Origin of the sequence: Amycolatopsis sp. M39, from assembly GCF_001651785.1 — a bacterium.
Classification (GTDB): Bacteria; Actinomycetota; Actinomycetes; order Mycobacteriales; family Pseudonocardiaceae; genus Amycolatopsis; species Amycolatopsis rubida.
The window spans coordinates 19,856-44,089 of sequence record NZ_LWSF01000041.1 but is presented as its reverse complement, the minus strand read 5'-3'; the positions used below and the strand labels follow the sequence as shown (position 1 = coordinate 44,089).

Genomic DNA, 24,234 nt, shown 5'->3' with positions numbered 1-24,234 from the left:
ACGTGATACATTCAGTGCTGTGGCGGACGACAAGTGGCTGGTGCTGGTGGTGCGGGTGCCGTCCGGGCCGTCGCGGCATCGCGTCGCCGTGTGGCGTGAGCTGCGGCGGACAGGGGCGTTGTCGCTCGGGCAGGGCGCCTGGGCGGTGCCGGATGTGCCCGGGTTCGCCGGTGGCGTCGCGCGGGTCGGTGAGCTGGCCGCACGCGGCGAGGGCGAGGTGATCACGCTCGACGCCGCGGAACGGGACGGTTCTCGCCTGGTGGAGATGTTCACCGCCGAGCGGGAAGAGGAGTGGGCGGAGTTCCTGGCCGACTGCGGGAAGTTCGACGCCGAGATCGACAAGGAAATCCGGATCGGCAAGTTCACGATGGCCGAGCTGGAGGAGGAAGAGCAGAGCCTGGAGCGGTTGCGGCGCTGGCATCGGGACCTGAAGGCGCGGGACGTGTTCGGCGCGCCTTCGGCGGGGGAGGCCGAACAGCGGCTGAAGCGGTGCGCCGAGCGGCTCGCGGACTACACCGAGCAGGTTTTCCAAGCCCTGCACCAGATGTGAAAGTTCCGATGCGTTCCGCTGAGCTGCGTCCGCTGTACGCCGCCGGGTTCGTCACCGCGTTCGGGGCGCACAGCGTCGCCGCCAGCCTCGGCACGTACACGCACGGCGATTCCTTGCTGACCCTGGGCTTGCTGCTCGCGGTCTACGACGGGGCCGAGGTCGTCCTGAAGCCGGTGTTCGGCTCGCTGGCCGACCGGATCGGGCCGCGGCCGGTCCTGCTCGGCGGGTTGCTCGCGTTCGCGCTCGCGTCGGCGGCCTTCGTCGTCGCGGGAAACCCGGCTGCGGTCGGGCTGGCGCGGTTCGGTCAGGGCGCGGCTGCGGCGGCCTTCTCGCCTGCGGCCGGGGCACTCGTCGCGCGGTTGTCGCCGGCGAAACGGCAGGGGCGCGCGTTCGGCGGTTACGGCGCGTGGAAGAGCGTCGGGTACACGCTGGGCCCGTTGCTCGGCGGTGTCCTGATCACGCTGGGCGGGTTTTCCTTGCTGTTCGGCACCCTGGCGGTGCTGGCCTGCGTTGTCGCCGGATGGGCCGCGCTGGTGGTGCCCGCGCCGGAACCGTTGCCGCGGCGGCGACAGACCGTTCTCGACCTTGCCCGCCGGCTCGCTGAGCCTGGGTTCCTCCGGCCGGCCGCGGTGCTGGCCGGAACGACCGGGGCGCTCGCGGCCGGGATCGGATTCCTGCCGGTGGCCGGGGCGGCGAGCGGTCTCGGCACGCTGGCGACCGGCGCGGTCGTGTCGGTGCTGGCGTTGTGTTCCGCGCTGGTGCAGCCGTGGGCCGGCCGGCTCCGGGACGCCGGGCGGATCCCCGACGGGCGGGGGATGGCCGGCGGGTTGCTGCTGGCTGCCGCCGGTCTGGCGTTGGGCGCGTTCGTGCCGGGTGTCGGGGGAGTGGCGGTCGCGGCCGTGGCGATCGGCGCCGGGGTCGGGGTGGCCACGCCGATCGGGTTCGCGCATCTGGCCGGCTCCGCGCCGAAGGAACGGCTCGGGCAGACGATGGGGGCGGCTGAGGTCGGCCGTGAACTGGGCGACGCGGGCGGGCCGCTGCTGGTCGGCGCGCTCGCGTCGGCGGCGACGCTGGGGGCGGGGTTCGGCGGGCTGGCTGTGGTGCTCGCTGCGGCCGGCTTGCTGGTGGCTGGCTTCCGAAAGCCGTGCGGGGAACCCTGAGGGAATCTGATTCCCTCAGCGGGTGTTTCGAAACCCGGTGGTGTGGTCGGGCGTTGACTGTGATTTCGGCGTGGCGCGCCGTTCGCTGGGCGGTTGTGTGCAAGCTTCCGAGTAACACACGGATTCAGCGACTGACCACGCGGCTTTCGAAACACCCTCTCAGGGTTCCCCGCACCGGCGATCAGCTCGTCGCGATGGCCGGGTCGCTGGTGGAAGGTCGGCCGGTCTCGGCGTGGCCAGCGAAACGCCGGACGTACTGCCCGTCGTGATCCGCCTTGACCGTGATGTCGTACCAGCCGTTGGCCACGCCCCACTTCGGCACCGTGCGCGACGTGCCCGGGGCGAGCGTGTACTGGTAAGCCTCGGCCGGCGCGTAAGCGTCGACGCCGGTGAAGGTGACCGTCTGGCTGGTCGGGTTCGCGAACGTCACCGTCACATAGCCCGCGTCGTGCCGCGCGGTGACTTCCGGGCCCAAGCCGCCGATCGTCCCGGCCTGTTCGCGGAGCCAGCCGTTCGGGCCGAAAACCGAGTACTGGTACCAATCTCCCGCGCCGCCGGGCAGCTGCCAGCTGTCGGCGACCGACTTGTGGCCTTCCACGGTGTAGGGCCACGGCCCGTCCGAGCGCATCCGGGACGTCACGTGGAATCCGGCTCCGGCGTCGCCGAGGTTGGCGAAGGTGAAGTACATCCGGCCGTCGCGGGCCTCGGTGTCCGCGGCCAGGTCGTACGGCAGCGCGCGGGCCTTGCGAGTGCCGGGTTCCTGCTTCGGGAGCGAGCCGTTCGACGGCGGAACCGGGTGGTAGGTCGGCGGGGTACGGTGGTCGGCGGGCGGTTGGTAGTCGCCGGTGCCGGGCAGGGCCGGGACGCCGCTGTTGGCTCCGGTGAAGTCGAACGCCGACGTGAGGTCCCCGCACACCGCGCGGCGCCACGGCGAAATGTTCGGGTTGTGCACGCCGAATCGCTTTTCCACGAACTGGATGAGCGAGGTGTGGTCGAAAGTCTGCGAGCAGACCCAGCCGCCGGTGCTCCACGGCGAAACGGCCAGCAGCGGCACGCGCGGGCCGAGTCCGTAAGGCATTGCTTTGGTGTAGGACGCGGCCGCGCCGCTTTCGTACCATTCTCCGGCGACGCTCGCCGTCGATTTGCCCCAGTTCGCGTCGCGCGGCGGGTACGGCGGGACGACGTGGTCGAAGAAACCGTCGTTCTCGTCGTAGGTGATGAGCAGGACGGTTTTGCTCCACACGTCCGGATTCGACGTGAGCGCGTCGAGCACGCCGGAGACATACCAGGCGCCGTAGTTGGCGGGCCACGCCGGATGTTCGCAGTACGCTTCCGGGGCCACCACCCAGGAAACCTGCGGCAGGCGGTTCGCCTTGACGTCCGCGGTGAGGTGGTCGAAGAAACCGTCGCCCGCGGCGGCGTGCGTGCCGGTGCGCGCCTTGTCGTAGAGCGGTGTGCCTTGCGTGGATTTCTGGTACTGGGTCAGATAAAGCAGTGAGTTGTCGCCGTAATTGCCGATGTAGGCGTCATCGGTCCAGCCCCACTTGTGCTCTTTGTCGAGACCGTTGCCGACGTCCTGGTAGATCTTCCACGAAACTCCGGCCTTTTCCAGGATTTCCGGGAAACTGGTCCAGCCGTAGCCGGATTCTTCATTGCCCAGCACCGGTCCGTTGCCGGAACCGTCGTTTCCGGTCCAGCCGGTGTACATGTAGTACTGGTTCGGGTCGGTCGAGGACAGCATCGAGCAGTGGTAGCCGTCGCAGACGGTGAACGCGTCGGCGAGCGCGTAGTGGAACGGGATGTCCTTGCGTGTCAGGTACGCCATCGTGGTGCTGGTTTTCGCCGGGATCCACTGGTCCCACCGGCCGGTGCTCCACGCCGTGTGCGTGCCGTTCCAGTCGTGGTTGAGGTCCTCGATGAAGGTGAGGCCCAGGTTGTCCTCGGCGGGCCGGAACGGCAGGGTCTCGGCACCGGAGGAGTCCGCCTGGTTCCACACCGGTTTCCCGCTCGGCAGCGAAACCGGGCGCGGGTCGCCGAAGCCGCGGACGCCGTTGAGGGTGCCGAAATAGTGGTCGAAAGACCGGTTTTCCTGCATCAGCACGACAACGTGTTCGACGTCCGCGAGGGTGCCGGTGCGCACGGCGGCCGGCACCGAAGCCGCCCGCGCGATGCTCGCGGGCAGAGCCGTGCCGGCGGCGGTGGCCGCGGCGAGGTGCATGAATCTGCGACGGCTGACCGATGACATCGATGTCTCCTCGAAAAGTCGGGGACAGTTCGCGGACGCGTTCGGGAATTTCCCACCGGGAAAGGCCGAACGCATCATCGATGGATGATCCGCGCGCTGTCAACCGCCGGCCGGGATGGCGCCCGTTCGTACTGCGTCACAGCCGGTTCGCTGCCTGTTTCACCGTCTTGATCACCGGTGCTGTTTCCACGTGGGTGACCGCGGGGAGCGCGGCGACGCTGGTGGTGAGGTAGCGGTACAGCTCTTGATGGCTGGCGCAGACCACTGTCGCGTACAGGTTGGTCGGGCCGGTGGTCGCGGCGGCGTAGGCGACTTCCGGGTGCGCGGCGAGCGCGGTGCCCGTTTCCGCCAGTGCCGCCGGGGCGACCGACAGCCACAGCAGGGTCCGGATCCCCTTGCCGTACAACCGCCAGTCGAGGTCGAGGTCGAGGTACAGCACGTCCCGTTCGCGCAGTTCCGCCATGCGTCGGCGGACGGTGGTCGGGGACCAGCCGGTCGCGGCGGCGAGGGGTTCGAATCCGGCGCGGCCGTCGTCGGCGAGGGCGGCGAGGAGCTTGCGGTCGCCGTCGTCGAGCGTCGCCGGGCCTGGCCGGAGGGGGATCGGCGGTGGGCGCAGCCGGGCGACGGCGGCGTCGTCCAGCGTGCCGATTTTGGCGACCACGCTGTCGGAGCCGCCGTAGAACGCGTGCAGCACCGAATGCGCGGTGACACCTTCGACCCGTGGCGTGCGGGGGAGTTTGGCCAGCAGCAACGCTTCGCTGTCGGCTGCGTTTTCGAGCCGGACCGCGCAGGTGATTTCGGTGCCGCCGGAGGTCAGGCTCACCCACGCGGTGTCCGGCCGCCGCGCGAGTGCCTCGGCGACCACGCCCGCCGCTGCGGGTGCGCACCGGATGCGCAGGAACCATTGCACGGCACCGAAAGCCGCCTCGTTGACGCCGCCGATGACCCGGACCGCCCCGGTCGACCGAAGCCGGGTGTAGCGGCGGGCGACGGTGCGATCCGACACACCGAGCGCCTCGGCGATCGCGCTGAACGGTGCCCTGGGGTCGATCTGCAGCGCGTGCACGAGCTGCCGGTCGAGATCGTCGTAGTCAGAATCCACCCTCTTGAAGGTACCGGTGTCGGAATCCGCCGCATCCGGGTCGTTTTCTGGCCCGCGACCTGGTGCCGAGCCGAGAGTCGGTTCCGAACACCGACCCACGAGGGGAGAGATCATGACTGCCGAGGTGCTCGTCGTCGGCGCCGGTCCGACCGGGATGACGACGGCGAACGAACTCCAGCTTGCCGGAGTGTCCTGTGTGCTGGCGGACCGGCTGCCGCGGGCGAGCGACCTGTCCAAGGCCGGCGGGCTGCAGTCCCGCACGCAGGAGGCGCTCGACCAGCGCGGCCTGCTCGAACCGTTGCTGGCCACCGGCGACTACCCGGTCACCACCGCGCATTTCGCGGGCAATCTGCTGCCGCTGGTCCGCGGGCGGCACCGGTTCCCGTGGCGGTCGCTCCCGCAGGTAGTGATCGAAGGATTCCTGGAGAAACACCTTGCCGCGCGGGGAATTCCCATTCGGCGAAACCACGAGCTGGCCGCGCTGGAGCAGGATGCGGACGGCGTCACCGCGACCTTCGCGGACGGTGCGGTGATCCGGGCCCGGTACCTGGTCGCGGCCGACGGCGGGCGGAGCACGGTCCGCAAGCTGCTCGGCGCGGAGTTCTCCGGCCGTGCCGGGACGGCGACCATGGTGGCCGCCGACGTGCGGCTGAGCGCCGAGGTCCCGATGCACACGATCACCCCGGAGGGCTACCGCGCGCAGGTGTTCCCGCTCGGCACCGACGCCGAAGGGCGGCCGTTGCGCCGTCTGACGCTCGGCGGACCCGGCTGGTCGCTGGAACGGGACGTCCCGGTCACCGAGGACGAACTCCGCGCCGGGCTGAAGACGGTCTTCGGCGATCGGGTGGAGCTGGTCGAACTCCGTTACGCGCGCCGGATCACCAACGCCGCGCTGCAAGCCGCGCAGTACCGGCACGGCCGCGTCTTCCTCGCCGGCGACGCCGCGCATGTGCATCTTCCGCTTGGCGCGCAAGGGATGAACACCGGAATCCAGGACGCGATGAATCTCGGCTGGAAGCTCGCCGCGGCGGTCCGCGGCACCGCGCCCGAGGGGTTGCTCGACAGCTACCACGCGGAACGGCATCCGGTCGGCGCGGCGGTGCTGCGCAACGTCCAAGCGCAGTCGCTGCTCCTGGACGACGGCCCCGATTCGGCCGCGGCCCGGTCGTTGTTCGCGGACCTGGTGCAGCTGCCCGGAGTTCAGTACCTGCTGGACGACATGCTGTCCGGCATGGGATTCCGCTATGCCGTCCCGGGCAGCGCGGACCACCCGCTGGTGGGGCTTCCCGCGCCCGGCCTCGGCCCGGAACTGCGCGCCGCACGCGGTGTTCTCGTGGACCCCGAACAGCGGTTCGGCGAGGTGGCGGCGCGGTGGGCGGACCGGGTCGACCGCGTGGAGACGGGTGCCGAAGCGATGCTGGTCCGTCCGGACGGATATGTGGCGTGGACTGGTGATCCGGACGCTCTGGAGCCCGCGATCCGCCAGTGGTTCGGCGCGCCGGTGAGCTAGCGTGGCCGTCGTGCGGACCTGGCTGACCGACACCCGGACCTCGTACGACACCGTCGCCGTCAGCTACGCCGACCGGTTGCGCGACTCGATCGCCCGAAGCCCTTCGCTGCGCATGACGTTGGGATTGTTCGCTTCGCTGGTGCGCGAAACCGGCCCGGTGGCCGACGTCGGCTGCGGCACCGGGCACGTCACCGCGCACCTGAACGGCCTCGGCCTGGACGCGTTCGGCCTCGACCTCTCGCCCGGCATGATCGAGGTGGCCCGGCGAGACCACCCGGGATCGCGGTTCGCGGTCGGCTCGATGACCGCGCTCCCGCTGCCCGACGCTTCGGTGGCCGGGCTGCTGTCGTGGTGGTCGCTGATCCACGTCCCGGACGACGAAGCGCCCGCCGCGCTCGCGCAGTTCCACCGCGTGCTGCGGCCCGGAGCGCCGGTCGCGATCGGCTTTCACGTCGGTGACGTGGCGAGGGTGAAGACGCGAGGGTACGGCGGGCATCCGAATGCGGGTGCGCGTCCATCGCCGGCGTCCCGCGCAGGTGTCGGAGTGGTTGCGCGAGGCCGGGTTCAGCGTCGAGGCGGAGTGGGTGGAACAGCTGGACAGCGAGGTGCCGCAAGCGGTTGTCTACGCTCGCCGTCCGGCCTGAGCAGTTCAGCCGAGGCCCAGCTACGCCAGGTATCTCGATGAGGGGCCGCTGGTCCGGGAGATCTGGACCGGGGCCGCTCCCGGCGCCCAGGCCTCGTGAGCGGCAATCCCGGTTCTCGCCGGGATTGCCGCTCCCGAGGCGCAACCCCGCGCCAGCCGACGCGTCCTGATGGTGTCGCCGTCCGCTGCCGGAAGGATGCCCTCGCCATGCAACTGCGCCGGTTCGCCTTCCTGGCCTCCGCCGCTGCCCTGGTCGCCGTGGCGGGAGCGGCCCCGGCGCCGGCGGTGATCGGCGGTTCGGTCAGCGGTTACGGACCGTGGGCGGTGCGGATGCTGGTCGACGGCAAACCCGAATGCACCGGCACCGCGATCAGCCGGGAGTGGATCATCAGCGCCGACCACTGCTTCGCCGAAGCCGCGGAGCCCATCGCGGACTCCCGGATCGAGTTCCGCGTCGGCAATCTCGACCAGCGGCTCGGCACCGTGGTCAAGCCGGTCCCGGGAAGCCGCGACAACCACACGCTGGCCGACATCATGCTGATCAAAGTCACCCCGATGGACATCACCCCGGCGAAGCTGCCGACCGGCGGACCGGTGCGGCCGGGCGAGACGGTTCGTCAGCTCGGCTGGGGCGCGACTTGTCCCGGCGATGAGAACAGCTGCCAGTCCGACGTGCTCAAGCAGGTGGACGCCGAGGTCATCGACCCCGACGACCCGCGCTGCGACGGCATGACCGTCTCCGGCGGCACCGATTTCTGCGCGCTGACCACGGCGGGCGTCACGGCGGGCGGCGACTCCGGCGGACCGGTCATGTCCACCGTCGATCGCGACACGCTGGTGGGGGTTACCAGCAAATCCGACCGCAGCAGTCTCGCGGCCGACGGCGACGTCTTCGGCCAGCTGGAGTGGATCAAGAAGACCATCGAAGGCTGACCGTCGAAACGGCGCTCCGCAGGGCGCGCACGGCCTCGTCGCGCCCCACCACGAGTTCCGGGCCGGACACCGCCACCAGAGCCGGGAGGACGCCGCCGTTCGCGGGTTCGGCGATGTGCTCGATTCCCGGCCGACCTGGTGCACCGGCGTCCGGACGAGCCCGTTCGCCGCGCACGCGGTGGGGGAGCCGTACCCGGACGGTCACCACGCGCCGATGCTGTCGGTCCCGCCAGTGGTGATGTCCAGAAACGCCTGAGTCGCCGCGGTCATCGGCCCGGACCGGTAGATCAGCCACTGCGGGAGTGTCTCCGGCGGCGCGAACCGGAGCACCTGGGCACCGGCCCGGCGGGCCAGCTCCGCCCAGCCGTCCGGCATCAGGCTCGCGCCGATCCCGCGCAGCACCATCGGCAGCACCACGCTCCGGTCGCCCACCTCGGCCGCGATCGACAGGTCCGGCACGCTCGCCGCGAGCCGGTCGAAGAAGCCGCGCACTGCGGTAGGCGACGTGGTGACCACGAACTGCATGCCGCTGAGTTCGGCCCGCTCCACGGCCCCGTCCGCCCCGATCTCCGTGCCCGGCGGGGCGACCAGCAGCAGTTCCTCGTCCCGCAGATGATGTGCGACCAGACCCGGCCCGGCCGGGCGTTCCGCGCTCCCGCACACCCCGGCCTCGCACCGGCCCTGCACCACCATCGCGACCACCTCGGCCGCCGACAACGCCGCCGACGTGCTCACCAGCACGCCCGGATACCGCGTGCGCATTTCGGCGACGATGCTGATCACCGGCTCCAGCGCGGACGACGACGTGGCCGCGACGTCGATCCGCCCGGCTGGTCCTTCACCCGCCATCCGCGCGGCGGCGCGCAGGGCGTCGAGGTCGCGCAGCACCAGCCGGGCGCGCTCGGCCAGCAGTTCGCCGGCGTTCGACAGCACCGCGTTGCGCCCGACCCGATGGAACAGCTCGACGCCCAGGTCCTGTTCGAGCTTCGCGATCGCCCGCGACAACGACGGCTGCGCCACCCGCAGCGCCCGCGCCGCGTGCGTGAACCCGCCGTGCTCGGCGATCGCGACGAAGTACTCCAGCTGGCGGCGTTCCATAGCGATACGCTATCGGACTGGTGTCTCAGATGTCTTTGACGTACCGCCAGCCCGCGCGCGACGATAGGGCCCATGGTCCAGACGCGCCCGACGTTGCAGGGCACCTTCGGCATGGTGTCGTCCACTCACTGGCTCGCCTCGGCGGCCGCGATGGCGGTGCTCGAGGACGGCGGCAACGCCTACGACGCGGCAGTCGCGGGCGCGTTCGTGCTGCACGTCGTCGAGCCGCACCTCAACGGGCCCGGCGGCGAGGTGCCGATGATCCTCGCCCCGGCGGGTGGCACGCCCCAGGTGCTGTGCGGGCAGGGCCCCGCGCCGGCCGGAGCGACGATCGAGCACTACACCTCGCTCGGCCTGGACCTCGTCCCCGGCACCGGCCCGCTCGCCGCCGCCGTGCCCGGCGCGGTCGAGGCGTGGCTGCTCCTGCTGCACGACCACGGCACGAAGCCGCTGCGCGAGGTGCTCAAGTATGCGATTCACTACGCGGCGGACGGCCATCCGGCGGTCGAGCGCGTCGGCGCGACGGTGGAGACCGTCCGGGAGCTGTTCGAGAACGAATGGACGACGTCGGCCGAGCTGTACTTGCCCGGCGGGGTCGCGCCGAAACCCGGCGGGCTGCTGAAGAATCCCGCCCTCGCGGAGACCTGGCGCCGCCTGATCGCGGAAGCGGAGGCGGCCGGGAGCGACCGGGAAGCGCAGATCGAGGCGGCGCGGAAGGCGTGGCGCGAGGGGTTTGTCGCCGAAGCACTCGCCGCCTTCGCCGCGAAACCGGCGATGGACTCTTCCGGCGAACGGCACGCGGGGACCCTCACCGCTGACGACATCGCCGCGTTCCGCCCGGCCTACGAGGACCCGGTCACCTCCACCTGGAACGGCTGGACGGTCGCGAAAGCCGGGCTGTGGAGCCAGGGTCCCGTCTTTCTGCAGCAGCTCGCCCTCCTGCCGGACGAGCTGGAGTACGCGACGCCGGAGTACTACCACCGGCTCATCGAGGGCACGAAGCTCGCGATGGCCGACCGGGAAGCCTGGTACGGCGACAGCACGGAGGTGCCCATCGAGGCGCTGCTTTCCCCGGAGTACACCGCGGCCCGGCGCGAGCTGATCGGCCAGCGCGCGTCCTTCGACCTGCGGCCGGGCAGCCCCGAAAGCCGCGAGCCGAAACTGAGCCGGCACGTGCATTACGTCGCGGGCGGCGGGGTCACCGCGCCGGCGATCGGGGCGGGGGAGCCGACGGTCGCGAAGGATGGCCTGACCCGCGGCGACACCTGCCATCTCGACGTGGTCGACCGCTGGGGCACCATGATCGCCGCGACCCCGAGCGGCGGCTGGCTGCAGTCCAACCCGGTGGTGCCGGAGCTGGGCTTCCCGCTGGGCACCCGGTTGCAGATGGCGTGGCTCGACCCGGGCCTGCCGAACTCGCTCGTCCCGGGGAAACGGCCGCGCACCACGCTCTCGCCGTCGCTCGCACTGCGCGACGGCGTCCCGGTGATGGCGTTCGGCACCCCCGGCGGCGACCAGCAGGACCAGTGGAACTTCCACTTCTTCCTTGCCGCGGCGCTGCGCGAAAAGGTCCGCGGCGGACTCGACCTGCAAGGCGCGATCGACGCGCCGAACTGGCACACCGACAGCTTCCCGAGTTCGTTCTACCCGCGCGGCATGGCGGCGGGCAGCGTGACGGTGGAGTCGCGGATCGGCGCGGACGTGATCGCCGCGCTGGAAAGCCGGGGGCACGACGTGACGGTCGGCGGGCCGTGGTCGGAGGGGCGGTTGTGCGCGGTGGCTAAGGATCCGGAGACCGGTGTGCTTTCGGCGGCGGCGAATTCGCGTGGCGCGCAAGGGTATGCCGCTGGGCGGTGACCCGCGCTGTCCGGGACGAGCGACCCGGACCAGCCGCGGGCGATCAACGACCGCCGGCCCGTGCTCGCGTTCGCCAAAGACCTGGGCGCCGTCCAGCCGGGCGCGGACGCCGACCCGCTGGTGGTCGCGATCGGGCACGTGCGCACGCCCGCGGTCAGCTACCTCGGTGCGCAGCTGGCACCGTGGTGGACCAGCGGATCGACAGCGAAGCATCTGCCGCGGCCGACGATCATTACGCGGCGATCTGTGCGCTCGCCCTGCGCCAAGCCTTCGGCGGCACCGAACTGGTCGACCGGAACGGCTCGCCGTGGGCGTTACTGACGGAGATCTCGTCCAGCGGCAATGTGTCCACAGTGGACGTGGTCTACCGGTGCTGGACCACGCGGAGCACGGCGGCTGGCCGATGACGTTTTCGGAGCACGACACCGGCACCCTCTTATCCACAACGACGGCAACGAGGAAAGCATGCCGGTCGAGGAATCGGCCAATATGCTCATCATGTCGGCCGCAGTCGTGCAGCGCCTGGGCCGAATACCTGGTCGGCGACACTCTCGACCCGGGCAACCAAAACCAGGCCGGCGACTTCACCGGCTGGATCGCGCACAGCGCCAACCTCGCGTTGAAGGGCGTCATCGGCGTAGGCGCGATGGCGGTTCTCGCCGATGTCACCGGAAATTCCGCCGATGCCCTGCGTACATCAGCCAGTGGACGACGTTGGCCGACGACCGCTCGCACCTGCGGATGGTGGGCCTCGACCTGGTTCCGCTCGGCGCCGCCGCGCGGGAAGCCGCCTGGTATCAGTCGAAACGAGGCGCACACGCCGTCCCGCTGGACCTCCGCCACGATGACACGAAGGCCGACTGGGAGTTGTGGACGGCCGCCTGGCTGACCGGCCACACCGACATCCGCACGACGCTCGTCGAAGGCGTCTACAGCTTCGCCGATACGACTGGCTCCCGGGTCCCGTTCTCCGGCTGGTATTTCGTCGCCGACGCCCGGAAATCGGGCTTCCAAGCACGCCCGGTCGCCGCTGGGTGCCTGGTTTTGCTGCCGCGCCCGGCCGCTTCGACGACTTCGTGGCGGCGAATCCAGAACCGGCGGTCCGGGAAACTGCGGTTCAGCTAACCCGCTGACGGCATTACCGGGAGACCGAAGCGGCGGAGTCGGTGTAGCGAGACCGGAGTTCGCGCTTGAGCAGCTTCCCCGTGGCATTGCGCGGAAGCTCGTCCACCACCTCGACCCGGCGCGGACACTTGAAAGCGGCGATCCTCTCCCGGCAATAAGCGATCACCGCGTCCCCGTCGAGCGAGTCTCCGGCGGGCACCACCACCGCGACCACGGTTTCGCCCCATTGCGGATCCGGCGCGCCGATCACCGCGACGTCGGCGATGTCCGGATGCCGGTGCAGCACCTGCTCGACCTCGATCGGATAGACGTTCTCGCCGCCGGAAATGATCATGTCTTTCTTGCGGTCCACCAAGGTCACGAAACCGTCGGCGTCGCAGCGGGCCAGGTCGCCGGAGTGGAACCAGCCGCCGCGCAGGGTCTCGGCGCTGGCTTCGGGCAGGCCCCAGTAGCCGGCGAAGACGTTCGGGCCGCGCAGCACCAGTTCGCCGACCGTTCCGGTGGGCACGTCGTCGTCGCGTTCGTCCACGATCCGCGCCTCGACGTGCAGGAAGGGCCGTCCGACGGACCCGGCGTGCGAGCGCACGAACGCCGATTCCAGCACCAGCGCGGCGGGGGAGAGTTCGGTCATCCCGAAACCCTCCGCAAAGGTCAGACCCTTGTCCTCGTAGAACTCGATCACCGGCAGCGGGCACGGCGCGCCGCCGCACAGCAGGTACCGCAGCCGCGACAGGTCGTAGGAATCGAAATCCGGGACCTGCGTCATCGCCGCCCACATCGCGGGCACCATGAAGTGGACGGTGACCTTTTCCCGCTGGATCAGCGCGAGTGTCTCTTGTGGATCGAACTTGCCCGCGACCACCACGGTGCCGCCCGCGNNCAGCCCGCCGATGTGGAAGAGCGGGGCCACCGTCAACGTGATGTCCGAGGGGAGGATGCCTTCCCCGGAGGTGAGCACGTTGATCGCGTTCGCCTCCAGGTTGCCGTGCGTGAGCATGGCGCCTTTGGGACGGCCGGTGGTGCCGGAGGTGTACATCAGCACCGCGACGTCGTCCGGCCCGGCCGGTTCGGGTTCGACGCGGCCTTCCTGGACGAGTTCGCTGTCGCTGACCAGCGTCCGCGCGCCCGAAGCCTCCTTCGCGAGTGCGGCGAAGGTGTCGTCGTGCACCACGACCACGGGCCGGGCGTCGTCGAGGAGGTACTCGATTTCGGCCGCCGCGAGCCGGAAATTGATCGGCAGCGTGATCGCGCCGAGCCACGCGACCGCGAAGAGCGTTTCGAGGTAGCCGGTGGAATTCAAGCCCAGCAAGGCCACCCGGTCGCCCTTGCGCACGCCCAGTGCGCGCAGCGCCGCCGCTCGCCCCGCGACCCGGCGTTCGAGGTCGGCATACGTGATCCGTTCGCCGGTCTCGGCGGCGACGAGCGCGACCGACCCGGGGGTGATGGTGCCGCGCCGGGCAATCCACTGCGCCAAGCTCGATGCCATGCCGAGACTCCTTCGTCGCCGGGGACCACGACGAAGGTAACCGTACGGACGGTCAGTGGTCAAACCTTCGGTTACAGTGGGCCGATGCCATCCAAAGGCCGCGCCGGGGACATCCTCGCGACGTTCACCCGGTATGTCGCCGAGCGCGGGTACGACGCCACGAACTTCTCCGACATCGCCGGCGAGCTGGGGCTGTCGAAGGGCACCATCGTGCACCACTTCGGCACGAAGGACCGGCTGCTCGCCGCGCTGCACGAGTCGTACATGCGCCGCAGGCTCGCCGAGGCCGCGCTGATCCGCGACCGCCTCGCGACGCCAACCCGGCAACTGGCCGGGCTGCTGTACGCGTTCGTGCTGTACCAAGTGGTCGACCGGGAGGCGACCGTCGCGTTCCAGCGCGAGGTCGTCCGGCTCGCCGACCACGAGGCGATGGCCGAGGGCCGCCGGATGCGCGCGGAATACCTCGACCTGGTGCGCGCGACGTTGGCCGAAGGGATCGCGTCCGGGGAGTTCCGTCCGTGCGACGTCGAGGTGCAGAGCCTGCTGATCTTCGGCTCGGCGCACTGGGCGTGGACGTGGTTCGACCCGGCCGGTCCGGTGTCGGCGGAGCAGGTGGGCGCGCAACTGGTCGAGCTGGTCCTGGGCGGCCTGTTGACGCGCCGCGCCCGGCTCAACGGATTGACCGGAGCGGAGGGCAAGGTGGTCCAGGTCGTGCGTCAGTCCATTGCGGACACTACCGGATCCTGAGCCGCCGCATCATCTTCAGCCCGGACAGCATTCCTTCCACGTACTTCTCGTACTTCTGCCCCGGTCGCGGACTCATCACCGGCTTCTTCAGCACCGCCAGGTTCTGCACGTCGGTGTACTTCAACAGCCCCTGGTCGCCATGCCGGGCACCTACTCCGGACGTCTTCACGCCGCCGGAAGGTGTTCCCTTGGCGGCGTACGCGGTCGCCAGGCTGTCGTTCACGTTGACGTTGCCCGTCTCCAACCGGGCCGCCACCGCGGAAGCCGCGCGAATGTCCTTGCCCCACACCGAAGCGTTCAGCCCGTAATCGGTGTCGTTGGCCAGTTCGACGGCCTCGTCCACTGTCCGATAGCGATGCAAGGCGACTACGGGGCCGAACGTTTCGGTGACCCCGCACAGCATGTCCTTCGTGACGCCTTCCAGAATGGTCGGCTCGAAGAACGCCGGGCCCAGATCCGGCCGGGGACGCCCGCCGCACAAGACGGTGGCTCCCTTCGCGACCGCATCGTCCACATGGGACTTGACCCGGTTCAGGTGGTCCACCGAGACCAGCGAGCCCATTTCCGGGCCGAAATCGTACGCCGCCCGCACATCCAGCGAAGAAGCCTTGGCCACAAAGGCTTCCTTGAATTCCTCGTAGCGCGACTCCGGCAGGTAGATCCGCTCGATGTGCATGCAGATCTGCCCGGTGTTCCCGAACGCGCCGAACACCGCGCCCGGAACCGCGTCGGCGAAATCGGCGTCCGGCAGCACGATCATCGGATTCTTGCCGCCGAGTTCGAGACAGCAGCCGATCAGGTTCCGGCCCGCTTGCTCGCCGATCACCTTCCCGGTGGCGGTGGAGCCGGTGAACATGACGTAGTTCGCCTGGCCGATGAGCGTCGGACCGACGTCCGGGCCCTCGCCGCACACGACCTGGAACAGGCCCTGCGGCAACCCGGCTTCTTCGAGCAAGTGCACCCCGTACAGCGGCGAAAGCGCGGTCTTGTTGTCCGGCTTCAACACCACCGCGTTACCTGCCAGCAAGGCCGGAATAGCGTCGGAAATGCCGGTGGCGAACGGGAAATTCCACGGCGCGATGATCCCGGCCACGCCCTTGGGCACCCGGATCTCGGTCGAGGAAGACACGAGAGGCACCGGTCCGCCGCGCCGCGTCGGGGCCAGCAGTTTGGGCGCGCGCCGCAGATAGTGGCTCATGATCATCGGCGGATCGCACGTTTCCTCGATCGCCATCCGCCGGTTCTTGCCGCTTTCGATCTGGATCAGGTCGGCGATCGTCCGTGCGCGGTCGATGAACAGCGAATGCGCCCGCCGGAACACCGCGAGCCGCTGTTTGAGCGGCGTCGCGGCCCATTTCGCCTGTGCCGTCCGCGCGGCGGCGAACGCCTGCTCGATGTCCGAGGGCGTCGACTGCGGCAGCTCCACCAGGACGTCGCCGGTGTAGACCTCGGTGAGCGGCCACACCGCGCCGCCCGAGCCGGGGACGCGCGCGACGAGCCCGCGGAGGAGTTCGTCGGTCGCCGAAGCCGGGCGGGTGGGCCGGGCCGGGGTGAGGGTCATGGGTCTCGCGCTCCCGTCAGTTGCCGGAAAGGACCAGCTGCGCGCCCATTTCGCCGATCATGATGCAGGGCGCGTTGGTGTTGCCGCCGGTGATCGAGGGCATGATCGAGGCGTCGCAGACCCGCAGCCCGTCGACCCCGCGCACCTTGAGGTCGGGCCCGACGACGGCGAGGTCGTCCACGCCCATCCGGCAGGTGCCGACGCCGTGGTAGACCGACGTCGCGCGGTTGAGGATCGCGTCGCGCAGTTCCTGCCCGCGCAGCTGCTTGCCCGGGTGGATTTCCTCGTTGACCGAGCCCTTGAACGCCTTCGAGGCGAAGATCTCCCGCACCGTCTCGGATCCCTCGCCGAGCACTTCGAGGTCGGCCGGGTCGGAAAGGTACTGCGGGTCGATGAGCGGCGCGGCGGCCGGATCGGCCGAGGAGAGCCGGATCGTGCCGCGGCTCTTCGGGTAGATCAGCGTGGCGAGCACGGTCAGCGCCGGCCGCTTGTCGACCGGATGCCGGACCGGCGCGTCCTGGTTCGGCGACACGTACGCCCACGGCAGCAGGTGCAGCTGCAGGTCCGGCACCGTCGTGGCCTGCGACGTCTTGAGGAACGCGAGCGCCTCGAACACCGAGTTCGCGAGGAACGTCGAGCCCGGCTTGAGCAGCTCGCGGGCCATCCCGCGGGCGAAATACGGTGCGGTGCCCTTGTTCTTGCACGACGACACCTGGAACGTCAGCGCGTGGAACATGTGGTCGTGCAGGTTGTCGCCGACCGGCAGATCGGCGAGCACGTCGATGCCGTGCTCCTTGAGGTGCTCGGCGTGCCCGATCCCGGACAGCATCAGCAGCTGCGGCGACCCGACGAACCCGGCGGCGAGGATGACCTCCTTGCCCGCCCGGACCGTGCGGTGCCCGCCGTTGGCGTCGGTCACCTCGACACCGGTCGCGCGGCCGTTCTCGATCACCACTTTCCGCACGAACACGCGGGACTGGATCTCAAGCGTCCGAGGCGCGAGGTGATGCAGGTAGCCGCGGGAGGCGCTGTAGCGCAGGCCGTCGGCAGCGTTCTGCTGCATCCGGCTGACGCCCTCCTGCGACGGCCCGTTGTAGTCGTCGATGATCTCGCAGCCGATGGCGTCGGCCGTCGCGTCGAGGAACTGCAGCGTGCCTTCCTGCGGGATCTTGTTGCGGGTGATCTTGATCGGCCCGCCCGCGCCGCGGAAGGCGTTCTCGCCGTCCTCGAAGTCCTCCATGCGCTTGTACGCGGCGTTGACGCTGTCGGCGTCCCAGCCGGTGTTGCCCTCGGCCGCCCAGGAGTCGAAATTCGCCCGGTTGCCGCGGACGTAGACCATCCCGTTGACCGAACTGGAGCCGCCGAGCACCTTCCCGCGCGGCACCGGCAGGCGCCGATCGAGAACATGTTTCTGCGGGACCGAGGAGAACCCCCAGTCACTCATTTTCTTCAGCTGGGGCACCGCGTGCAACGGGGCCACCAACCCCGGCTTGCGCAACAGCAGCTGCTCGTCGCTCTTGCCCGCTTCGAGCACGATCACGCTGGCCCCAGACTCCGCGAGCCGCCCGGCGACGGCAGCTCCCGAGCTGCCCGACCCGACGACCACGTAGTCGGCTTCGTTGCCTCGGGCCACCCTGGCTGCCATGTCCGCTCCTCGTCCCGCGCCCCGCCGAAACTGTAACCTGTTCTAGTTAAGGCACGGTATAGCTTTCCCGTCGGACGCGCAACGCCTCGCGCGCGAACCTGATGGACTCGCCCTCGTGAGGTTTTCTCAGCGCTGCGGAGCATTGGCTGGCGAGACCGGCTGCGTGGCTTTCTCCCGCTGAGGTCCGCGAAGGGCTCCTTGAGGGAATCAGATTCCCTCAAGGAGCCCTTCGCGGGTGTCGCGCCTTCGCGGGTGTCGCGCCTTCGCGGGTGTCGCGCCTTCGCGGGTGTCGNCCTTCGCGGGTGTCGCGCCTTCGCGGGTGTCGCGCCTTCGCGGGTGTCGCGCCTTCGCGGGCGTCGCGTGTCTCGGCAGGAGGCAGAACCCCGCAGGCGCGGTGACAGGAGCGCCTGAAGTTGTCCCTGGCCGATGGGCGCGGTCTGGTCGGTGTGCGCGTGCGGGAGCAGGGAGTCACGCGGCCCGGGCGTAGCGAGACTGCGCACCGCAGCTACTGAGAAACCCTCCATGGGACCGAGGAAGCCAACCGCCGGGGAGGCGACGTTGGATCTGCGGGGCCCGCACCTGACCGAGGTCCCGTCAGGGGAGAGCCGGGGATCGGCGGTCTCGGGAAGCTGGTCTTGAAGGGCGACGTCCTGCGGGCGCTGAACGTCCGCCAGGCCCGCCTCGTCCGGTGGCTGGAGCGGCTGGGGGAGACGGCGAGCCTCCGGAGGGGGGCGCACGCTCTGCCTGTGCCCGGAGCACCTGGCCTTCTCCCGCGGCCCCGCGTGAGCGGTCTTGCTCCGTTCGGTGCGACCCCGCGCACACCGGCTGTGCAAACCAGGCGATAGCGGACACATCGGGCTCCGGTTCGATTGACTGCGGACCAGCGCCGCCGTACCGTGCTGCTCGCGCGACGGCTTCCCGAAGCCGGTGGGATTCCGGCACGGTCGCGCCACTGTGTGCCCATCCCGGGCGAGTCAGGTCGAGGAGCCGTCGTCGAGGTCCACCCGCAAGGGACGCGTCATCCCGAAGGAGAGCCATGGCCACCATTCCGGCCGATCGGTCCACCCCGGTCGTCTTGCCCGTGTCGAAAGCCGTGCTGCTGCTCGGCGCGACCGTCGTCGGCGCGCTCTTGCTGTACTACTTCATCGGCGTCGACCAGGGCGCGGTCTCGATCTTCGGCAGCGACACGCACGTGCACGAGTTCGTCCACGACGCGCGGCACTTCCTCGGCTTCCCCTGCCACTGACGCGCGCGGAACGGACAACCGAACAATGCAGAACAAGCTGATTCTGCGCGGCCTCCTCGCCGGAGCGCTGGGCGGAGTGCTGGCGTTCGTCTTCGCGCGGATCTTCGCCGAGCCGGCGATCCAGGCCGCCATCGACTACGAATCCGGCCGCGACGAGGCGCAGACGGCGCTCGACAAGGCCGCCGGGCTGCCGGTCGAGCCCGAGGGGCACGAGGTCTTCAGCCGCGCGGTGCAGGGCAACCTCGGCATCGGGCTCGGGATGGTGCTCTTCGGCGTGGCCATGGGCCTGCTGTTCGCCGTCGTGTACACCGTGCTGCTGGGCCGCGTCGGCCGGATCCGCGCGCGGGTGCTGGCGGTGCTCGTGGCCGGGGCCGGATTCCTGTCGCTGTACCTCGTGCCGTTCCTGAAGTACCCGGCCAACCCGCCGGCGATCGGGCACGAGGCGACCATCGGCGCGCGCACCGGGCTGTACCTGACGATGGTCGTCGCGTCGGTGGTTTTCCTGGTCGCGGCCGTCGTCGCGGGCAAGCGGCTCGCGCCGAGACTGGGCAACTGGAACGCGACACTCGTGGCGGGCGCCGGGTTCGTGGTGCTGTGCGCGCTGCTGATGGCGCTGCTGCCGTCGCTCGGGTCGCTGGCCTCCAACGTCGCCGAGTACGGCCCGCAGGCCAGCGAAACCCCGTTGCCGCTCAAGGGTCCCGACGGCCAGATCGTGTACCCGGGGTTCCCTGCCGACACGCTCGCCGGGTTCCGGCTCTGCTCGGTGCTGGCGCAGGTCATCCTGTGGGGGACCATCGCGCTCGTGTTCGGCCCGCTCGCCGAACGCGTGCTCGACCGCGGGCGCGCGGTTACCGTCGAGGCGTGAACCCGCTGACCGGACTGGGCCCGTTCTTCGCTGTCGACACGCATCCGGCCGGGGAACCGGCCGGGCCGTGGCGTCCGTTGTCCGAGGTCCTCGACGACGGCCCGGTGCTGCGCGAACGCATCGCGCGGAACCGGTCGGTGCTCGGCGGCGATTTCGTGGAACTGCGGGTCGCGGCGTCGATCGCGCATCTCGGGCTGGCGGCTCGGATCATCTCGCCCGCGCTCGGTCTCGCGGTCGGTGCGCGAGCGGTGCCGGACTATTCGACGGCGTGGTGGCAGCCGAAGCTGGGTGGCGCGTTTCCGTTGTCTCTGGCGGAAAAATCGCCGGTCGAGTCCGATGTGGTCAGTGCGTTCGCGGAACGGGTTCTGCGCGGTCCGGTGGCGCGGTTGGACAAGGCGATGGCGCAGTTCTCGCTGGCGCGGAACGTTCGGCGGGGGAACGTGGCGTCGGCGCTGAACGGGGCGGTGACAGTGTTGCGGTCCGAGCGTCCAGAGTGGACTGACCGGGTCTCGGGGATTGTCGCCGCGCTGGAGGAACTGCCGGAGCTTTCCGGAACCGCGACTCGGGAGAACGGGCGGTTCCGTCGTCGCAGCTGCTGTCTTTTCTATCGGGCGGCACCGGATCGCGACGGCCCGAAATGCGGGGATTGCGTGCTCGCCTGAACTGTGCCCGAATGCCGAAAATCTCCCCAGTGAACCTGCGATCGAGATCTGCGCGAGGAACAACTGGACAGGGAGAACATCGGGAGGCCGCCATGCGCAGGTATCGCACCCGCTGGACCTACAGCGCCGGGCTGCTCGTCGCGTGGGGGCTCGTCTTCCTGCTCGCCGGAGTGCTCCGCGGCGGACACGAGGTGGGTCGTGCTGCCGGTGTTCGTCGGCTCCTGCATCGGCTGGGCGAGCACGACGATCGCGCGGTACGTGTACCCGCCGCCGAAGAAGTGGCTGAGCTGAACCGCGTCCCAGTCGCCGGGACGGTTGCCGCCGCCAGGCCGTCGTGGTCCATAGGCTCGGCCCGGTGTTCAACGAGGGGCACCAGCTCGATCACCTGCCGGAGAACCTGCGCCTCCCCGGTGTCGCGCACGACGACCGCTGGGCGTGGACCGGCGACGGCGCCCCGCCGTACGAGCAAGCGTGGCCGGATGGCGCAAGCGCGGACTGTTAACCCCGGGCGTGCGGCGGCCGCTATTGGCGTTCTTCACGCCGGTCCTCGGGTATGTCGCGCCGCGGATCCGGCTGTCCCGGCCGAATCGCGGACTGCACGTCACGGTCACCGAGCTGGCCGAACCGCACAGCGGCGAGGCGCACGCGCAGTTCGCGTGGCAGGACCGGGCCCGGATTCCCGAACTGCCGACCTGCCCGGGCGTCGCCGGTGCCTGGACCCGACGTTGGACATCGGCTCCGGAGCGGACCGCACGCCGGGTTCGCTGCTGTACCTCGACGAGGACCCGGTCGAGGTGAGCCGCGTAATCGCCGAGCGGGTCTTGCCGTCGATCGTCCCGTGGCGGGACTGGTGATCCCGGTGGCGGAATGGGCCGCGCTGCACGATCTCGTGCACCGTTACGCAGCCCGCGTCGACGAGCGGGATTTCGCGGGTGTCGCCCAGTTGTTCGGCGGCGACGGGGTGCTCGTGCTGCCGGATCCGCCGCACGACTTCGGCCCGGTCCGGGAACATCCCAGTCCCGAAGGCGTAGCGGCCGCGTTATCGGTGCTGGATGACGTGCCGCTGACCGCACACGGCATCACCGGCGTTGTCTTCGACCCCGGCGGCAATCCCGCCGCGCGAGGACGGATCACCTGCGTCGCCCACCACGTCGGCCCGCGCGACGGCCGATTCGCCGACGCGGTGTGGCACCGGCACTACCTCGACCGCTACGCGAAGACCGGCGGCGGATGGCGGTTCGCGCGCCGCGAGGCGCACCTCGATCTGCTCGACACCCGGGAGGTCCGCGCGACCCGCCTCGGCCGGTGACCTGCGCCGAGTCACCCGAACGGGCGGACCCGCCGGGGGCGGCGGCGTGACGGGTTTGCCCGGAAACTGCGTAAGGTCGAAGCCATGTCAGGGGACGACGGCCTGCTCACGCAGGACAGCACGCGCGGGCTCACCGCGGCCGAGGTGGCCGAGCGGGTCGCCGCGGGACGGACCAACGACGTGCCCTCGCGCACGAGCCGCAGCGCGTGGGAGATCGTCCGGTCGAATGTCTTCACCCGGATCAACGCGATCTTCGCGGTGCTCGCGGTCATCATCTTCTCCACCGGCTACCTGCTGGACGGGCTGTTCGCCGGGGTGATCGTGGCGAACAGCGTCGTCGGCATCGTGCAGGAGCTGCGCGCCAAGCGGACGCTGGACCGGCTCGCGATCGTCGGCCAGGTGCGTCCGCGCGTCCGCCGCGACGGGGTCAGCAGCGAGCTGGCCCCGGAGGAGGTCGTGGCCGACGACGTGATCGAGGTCGGCGCGGGCGATCAGGTGGTGGTCGACGGCGAGGTGCTGGCGGCGGACGCGCTCGAGGTCGACGAATCGCTGCTCACCGGCGAGTCGGATCCGGTGGTGAAGCGCGCGGGCGACCCGATCATGTCCGGCAGTTTCGTGGTGGCCGGGAACGGCGCGTACCGGGCGACGAAGGTGGGCTCGGAGGCGTACGCGGCGAAGCTGGCCGAGGAGGCGGGCCGGTTCACGCTGGTCGATTCGGAGCTGCGGAACGGGATCAACAAGATCCTGAAGGTCATCACCTATCTGCTGGTCCCGGCGGGCGGGCTGTCGATCTACAACCAGCTTTCCGGTTCGCAGCGGCTGCCCGACGCGCTGCGCGGGATGGTCGCGGCGCTCGTCCCGATGGTCCCGGAGGGCCTGATCCTGCTGACGTCGGTCGCGTTCGCGGTCGGCGTGATCCGGCTGGGGCGGCGGCAGTGCCTGGTCAACGAGCTGCCCGCGATCGAGGGCCTGGCCCGGGTGGACGTCGTCTGCGCGGACAAGACCGGCACGCTCACCGAGAACACGATGCGGCTGTCCGAGCTGCGGCGGCTGCACGAAGCGGGCGAGGTGCCGGAGACGGTGCTGGCCGCGCTCGCCGCCGCCGACCCGCGGCCGAACGCCAGCCTGGTCGCGATCGCCGAGGGCTGCCCGGCCGCGCCGGACTGGAGGCCGACCGCTGTGGTGCCGTTCTCCTCGGCCCGGAAGTGGAGCGGCGCGGCGTTCGGCGAGCACGGCGACTGGGTGCTCGGCGCGCCGGACGTGTTGCTGCCCGCCGAATCGGAGGAACGCGCGGAAGCGGAACGGATCGGCGCGCAGGGCCTGCGGGTGCTGCTGCTCGGCCGGGCCGCGAACGCGGTCGACGCGCCGGAAGGGCCGGGCAGGGTCACGCCGGTGGCGCTGGCCGTGCTGGAGCAGAAGATCCGCGGCGACGCGCGCGAAACGCTGGACTACTTCGCCGCCCAAGGCGTCGCGGTGAAACTGATTTCGGGCGACAACGCGGTGTCGGTCGGCGGCGTGGCCCGCGCGCTGGACCTGCCCGGCGGCGAGGCCCCGGTCGACGCGCGGACCCTGTCCGAAGATCCCGGGGAGTTGGCTTCGCAGCTTGACGGGACCGCGGTGTTCGGCCGGGCGACTCCGGCGCAGAAGCGGGCGATGGTCGCCGCGTTGCAGGCTCGTGGGCATACCGTCGCGATGACCGGCGACGGGGTCAACGACGTGCTCGCGCTGAAGGACGCCGACGTCGGCGTCGCGATGGGCGCGGGCAGCCCGGCGACTCGTTCGGTCGCGCAGATCGTGTTGCTGGACAACGCTTTCGCGACCCTGCCGCAGGTCGTCGGCGAGGGCCGCCGGGTGATCGGCAACATCGAACGCGTCGCGAACCTGTTCCTCACCAAGACCGTGTACTCGGTGCTGCTGGCGCTGATCGTCGGCGTGCCCGGGCTGATCGGCCTGGACGCGATGCCGTATCCGTTCCTGCCCCGGCATGTCACGATCGTCGGCTGGTTCACCATCGGCCTGCCCGCGTTCGTGTTGTCGCTGGCCCCTAACAACGACCGCGCGCGCCCCGGATTCGTCGGCCGGGTGCTGCGGATGGCGGTTCCGGCCGGGGTGGTGATCGGGGCCGCGTCGTTCGTGTCGTACATCCTGGTCCACCCGGGCCACGCGACCACCGGCACCGCGCAGGTGCAGGCGAGTACTACGGCGTTGATGACGTTGATGGCGCTGGCGTTGTGGGTGCTGGCAGTGGTCGCGCGGCCGTATACGTGGTGGAAGGCGGCGCTGGTCGCGACGATGGCGGTGGTGTCGGCGCTGATGTTCCTGCTGCCGTGGACGCGGGAGATCTTCCAGCTGGACCCGAGCAACACGGGGTACACGCTGATCGCGGTGATCTGCGCGGCGGCGGGAGTGGTGCTGATCGAGATCGGCCGCTGGATCGGAACCCGGATCGGCACTCGCTGAAGGTCCGTGCGGGGAACCCGGAGGGAATCA

General features: G+C 70.4%; 22 protein-coding genes, 3 pseudogenes and 1 riboswitch. Of the genes and pseudogenes, 18 read left to right on the top strand and 7 right to left on the bottom strand.

Annotation, left to right across the window (positions count from 1 at the left end; genetic code table 11):
- The first annotated feature begins 19 nt into the window (after window positions 1-19).
- Together A4R44_RS43395 and A4R44_RS43390 are read left to right on the top strand one after the other, a co-directional pair.
- Window positions 20-550 carry a Chromate resistance protein ChrB gene (locus A4R44_RS43395; RefSeq protein WP_067595050.1) on the top strand — a complete coding sequence of 177 codons (531 nt, stop codon included), beginning with the start codon at window positions 20-22 and terminating at the stop codon, window positions 548-550.
- An 8-nt stretch (window positions 551-558) separates the two neighbouring features.
- On the top strand, window positions 559-1,710 hold the full coding sequence (locus A4R44_RS43390; protein WP_067595094.1) for an MFS transporter: 1,152 nt from the start codon (window positions 559-561) through the stop codon (window positions 1,708-1,710).
- A gap of 181 nt (window positions 1,711-1,891) precedes the next feature.
- Here A4R44_RS43390 and A4R44_RS43385 read toward each other — a convergent pair whose 3' ends face one another.
- Window positions 1,892-3,955, bottom strand: coding sequence for a phosphocholine-specific phospholipase C (locus tag A4R44_RS43385; RefSeq protein WP_067595047.1), 2,064 nt, complete (start codon window positions 3,953-3,955; stop codon window positions 1,892-1,894).
- Between the two features lie 136 nt (window positions 3,956-4,091).
- Window positions 4,092-5,057, bottom strand: coding sequence for an Lrp/AsnC family transcriptional regulator (locus tag A4R44_RS43380; protein ID WP_067595044.1), 966 nt, complete (start codon window positions 5,055-5,057; stop codon window positions 4,092-4,094).
- Window positions 5,058-5,169: 112 nt separating this feature from the next.
- On the opposite strand from A4R44_RS43380, the gene A4R44_RS43375 reads away from it, so the two are divergent.
- The 3 genes and pseudogenes from A4R44_RS43375 (at window position 5,170) to A4R44_RS43365 (ending at window position 8,143) form a co-directional block, all read left to right on the top strand.
- Window positions 5,170-6,567, top strand: coding sequence for an FAD-dependent monooxygenase (locus tag A4R44_RS43375; protein WP_067595041.1), 1,398 nt, complete (start codon window positions 5,170-5,172; stop codon window positions 6,565-6,567).
- A gap of 1 nt (window position 6,568) precedes the next feature.
- Window positions 6,569-7,211 (top strand): annotated as a pseudogene (locus A4R44_RS43370) (class I SAM-dependent methyltransferase).
- Window positions 7,212-7,417: 206 nt separating this feature from the next.
- Entirely contained in the window at window positions 7,418-8,143 is a 726-nt protein-coding gene (locus tag A4R44_RS43365) for a trypsin-like serine protease (protein WP_067595038.1), read from the top strand.
- Here A4R44_RS43365 and A4R44_RS48710 read toward each other — a convergent pair.
- Both A4R44_RS48710 and A4R44_RS43360 read right to left on the bottom strand, forming a co-directional pair.
- Window positions 8,121-8,351 (bottom strand): hypothetical protein, encoded by a 231-nt coding sequence (locus A4R44_RS48710; RefSeq protein WP_157905162.1) that lies wholly within the window; start codon window positions 8,349-8,351, stop codon window positions 8,121-8,123. The two genes, A4R44_RS43365 and A4R44_RS48710, sit on opposite strands and share 23 nt — an antisense overlap.
- The gene (locus tag A4R44_RS43360) at window positions 8,345-9,241 is read right to left on the bottom strand and encodes a LysR family transcriptional regulator (RefSeq protein WP_067595035.1); all 897 of its coding nucleotides are present in this window, start codon (window positions 9,239-9,241) and stop codon (window positions 8,345-8,347) included. The genes A4R44_RS48710 and A4R44_RS43360 overlap by 7 nt, the downstream gene beginning before the upstream one ends.
- 72 nt (window positions 9,242-9,313) lie before the next feature.
- On the opposite strand from A4R44_RS43360, the gene A4R44_RS43355 reads away from it, so the two are divergent.
- From A4R44_RS43355 to A4R44_RS51600, 5 genes and pseudogenes are all read left to right on the top strand, one after another.
- The gene (locus A4R44_RS43355) at window positions 9,314-11,098 is read left to right on the top strand and encodes a gamma-glutamyltransferase family protein (protein WP_067595033.1); all 1,785 of its coding nucleotides are present in this window, start codon (window positions 9,314-9,316) and stop codon (window positions 11,096-11,098) included.
- Window positions 11,099-11,158: 60 nt separating this feature from the next.
- Window positions 11,159-11,239: pseudogene (locus tag A4R44_RS52020) on the top strand (hypothetical protein); the annotation flags it as partial.
- 41 nt (window positions 11,240-11,280) lie between these two features.
- On the top strand, window positions 11,281-11,505 hold the full coding sequence (locus A4R44_RS51605; RefSeq protein ID WP_067595030.1) for a glutaminase domain-containing protein: 225 nt from the start codon (window positions 11,281-11,283) through the stop codon (window positions 11,503-11,505).
- Window positions 11,441-11,611 (top strand): annotated as a pseudogene (locus A4R44_RS52015) (glutaminase domain-containing protein); the annotation flags it as partial. The gene A4R44_RS51605 and the pseudogene A4R44_RS52015, both read left to right, overlap by 65 nt.
- A gap of 201 nt (window positions 11,612-11,812) precedes the next feature.
- Window positions 11,813-12,223: a DUF1793 domain-containing protein gene (locus A4R44_RS51600; RefSeq protein ID WP_067595027.1), complete on the top strand. Its 411-nt coding sequence runs from the start codon at window positions 11,813-11,815 to the stop codon at window positions 12,221-12,223.
- A gap of 13 nt (window positions 12,224-12,236) precedes the next feature.
- On the opposite strand, the gene A4R44_RS43340 is transcribed toward A4R44_RS51600, so the two are convergent.
- Window positions 12,237-13,709, bottom strand: a complete 1,473-nt coding sequence (locus tag A4R44_RS43340) for a long-chain fatty acid--CoA ligase (protein ID WP_067595024.1) — start codon at window positions 13,707-13,709, stop codon at window positions 12,237-12,239.
- An 84-nt stretch (window positions 13,710-13,793) separates the two neighbouring features.
- Between A4R44_RS43340 and A4R44_RS43335 the strand changes: the two genes are divergently transcribed.
- Window positions 13,794-14,456 carry a TetR/AcrR family transcriptional regulator gene (locus A4R44_RS43335; protein ID WP_067595021.1) on the top strand — a complete coding sequence of 221 codons (663 nt, stop codon included), beginning with the start codon at window positions 13,794-13,796 and terminating at the stop codon, window positions 14,454-14,456.
- On the opposite strand, the gene A4R44_RS43330 is transcribed toward A4R44_RS43335, so the two are convergent.
- Together A4R44_RS43330 and A4R44_RS43325 are read right to left on the bottom strand one after the other, a co-directional pair.
- The gene (locus tag A4R44_RS43330) at window positions 14,443-16,017 is read right to left on the bottom strand and encodes a succinic semialdehyde dehydrogenase (RefSeq protein WP_067595017.1); all 1,575 of its coding nucleotides are present in this window, start codon (window positions 16,015-16,017) and stop codon (window positions 14,443-14,445) included. The genes A4R44_RS43335 and A4R44_RS43330 overlap by 14 nt on opposite strands.
- Window positions 16,018-16,033: 16 nt before the next feature.
- Complete coding sequence (locus A4R44_RS43325) at window positions 16,034-17,662, bottom strand: GMC family oxidoreductase (RefSeq protein WP_067595014.1); 1,629 nt, start codon at window positions 17,660-17,662, stop codon at window positions 16,034-16,036.
- Between the two features lie 923 nt (window positions 17,663-18,585).
- Window positions 18,586-18,641, top strand: a riboswitch (cobalamin riboswitch).
- Window positions 18,642-18,698: 57 nt separating this feature from the next.
- Here A4R44_RS43325 and A4R44_RS43320 point away from each other — a divergent pair.
- The 7 genes from A4R44_RS43320 to A4R44_RS43295 all read left to right on the top strand — a co-directional run bounded on the left by A4R44_RS43320 (window position 18,699) and on the right by A4R44_RS43295 (window position 24,204).
- Complete coding sequence (locus A4R44_RS43320) at window positions 18,699-18,908, top strand: CbtB-domain containing protein (protein WP_067595011.1); 210 nt, start codon at window positions 18,699-18,701, stop codon at window positions 18,906-18,908.
- 25 nt (window positions 18,909-18,933) lie between these two features.
- Window positions 18,934-19,773 carry a CbtA family protein gene (locus tag A4R44_RS43315; RefSeq protein WP_067595008.1) on the top strand — a complete coding sequence of 280 codons (840 nt, stop codon included), beginning with the start codon at window positions 18,934-18,936 and terminating at the stop codon, window positions 19,771-19,773.
- On the top strand, window positions 19,770-20,435 hold the full coding sequence (locus A4R44_RS43310) for a (2Fe-2S)-binding protein (RefSeq protein ID WP_198545669.1): 666 nt from the start codon (window positions 19,770-19,772) through the stop codon (window positions 20,433-20,435). Before A4R44_RS43315 ends, A4R44_RS43310 begins: the two co-directional genes overlap by 4 nt.
- A gap of 355 nt (window positions 20,436-20,790) precedes the next feature.
- Window positions 20,791-20,937: a hypothetical protein gene (locus A4R44_RS48705; RefSeq protein WP_157905161.1), complete on the top strand. Its 147-nt coding sequence runs from the start codon at window positions 20,791-20,793 to the stop codon at window positions 20,935-20,937.
- A gap of 154 nt (window positions 20,938-21,091) precedes the next feature.
- Window positions 21,092-21,289: a hypothetical protein gene (locus A4R44_RS48700; protein ID WP_157905160.1), complete on the top strand. Its 198-nt coding sequence runs from the start codon at window positions 21,092-21,094 to the stop codon at window positions 21,287-21,289.
- Window positions 21,274-21,744: a nuclear transport factor 2 family protein gene (locus A4R44_RS43300; RefSeq protein WP_157905159.1), complete on the top strand. Its 471-nt coding sequence runs from the start codon at window positions 21,274-21,276 to the stop codon at window positions 21,742-21,744. Before A4R44_RS48700 ends, A4R44_RS43300 begins: the two co-directional genes overlap by 16 nt.
- 84 nt (window positions 21,745-21,828) lie before the next feature.
- Window positions 21,829-24,204 carry an HAD-IC family P-type ATPase gene (locus tag A4R44_RS43295; RefSeq protein ID WP_067595005.1) on the top strand — a complete coding sequence of 792 codons (2,376 nt, stop codon included), beginning with the start codon at window positions 21,829-21,831 and terminating at the stop codon, window positions 24,202-24,204.
- Window positions 24,205-24,234: the final 30 nt, after the last annotated feature.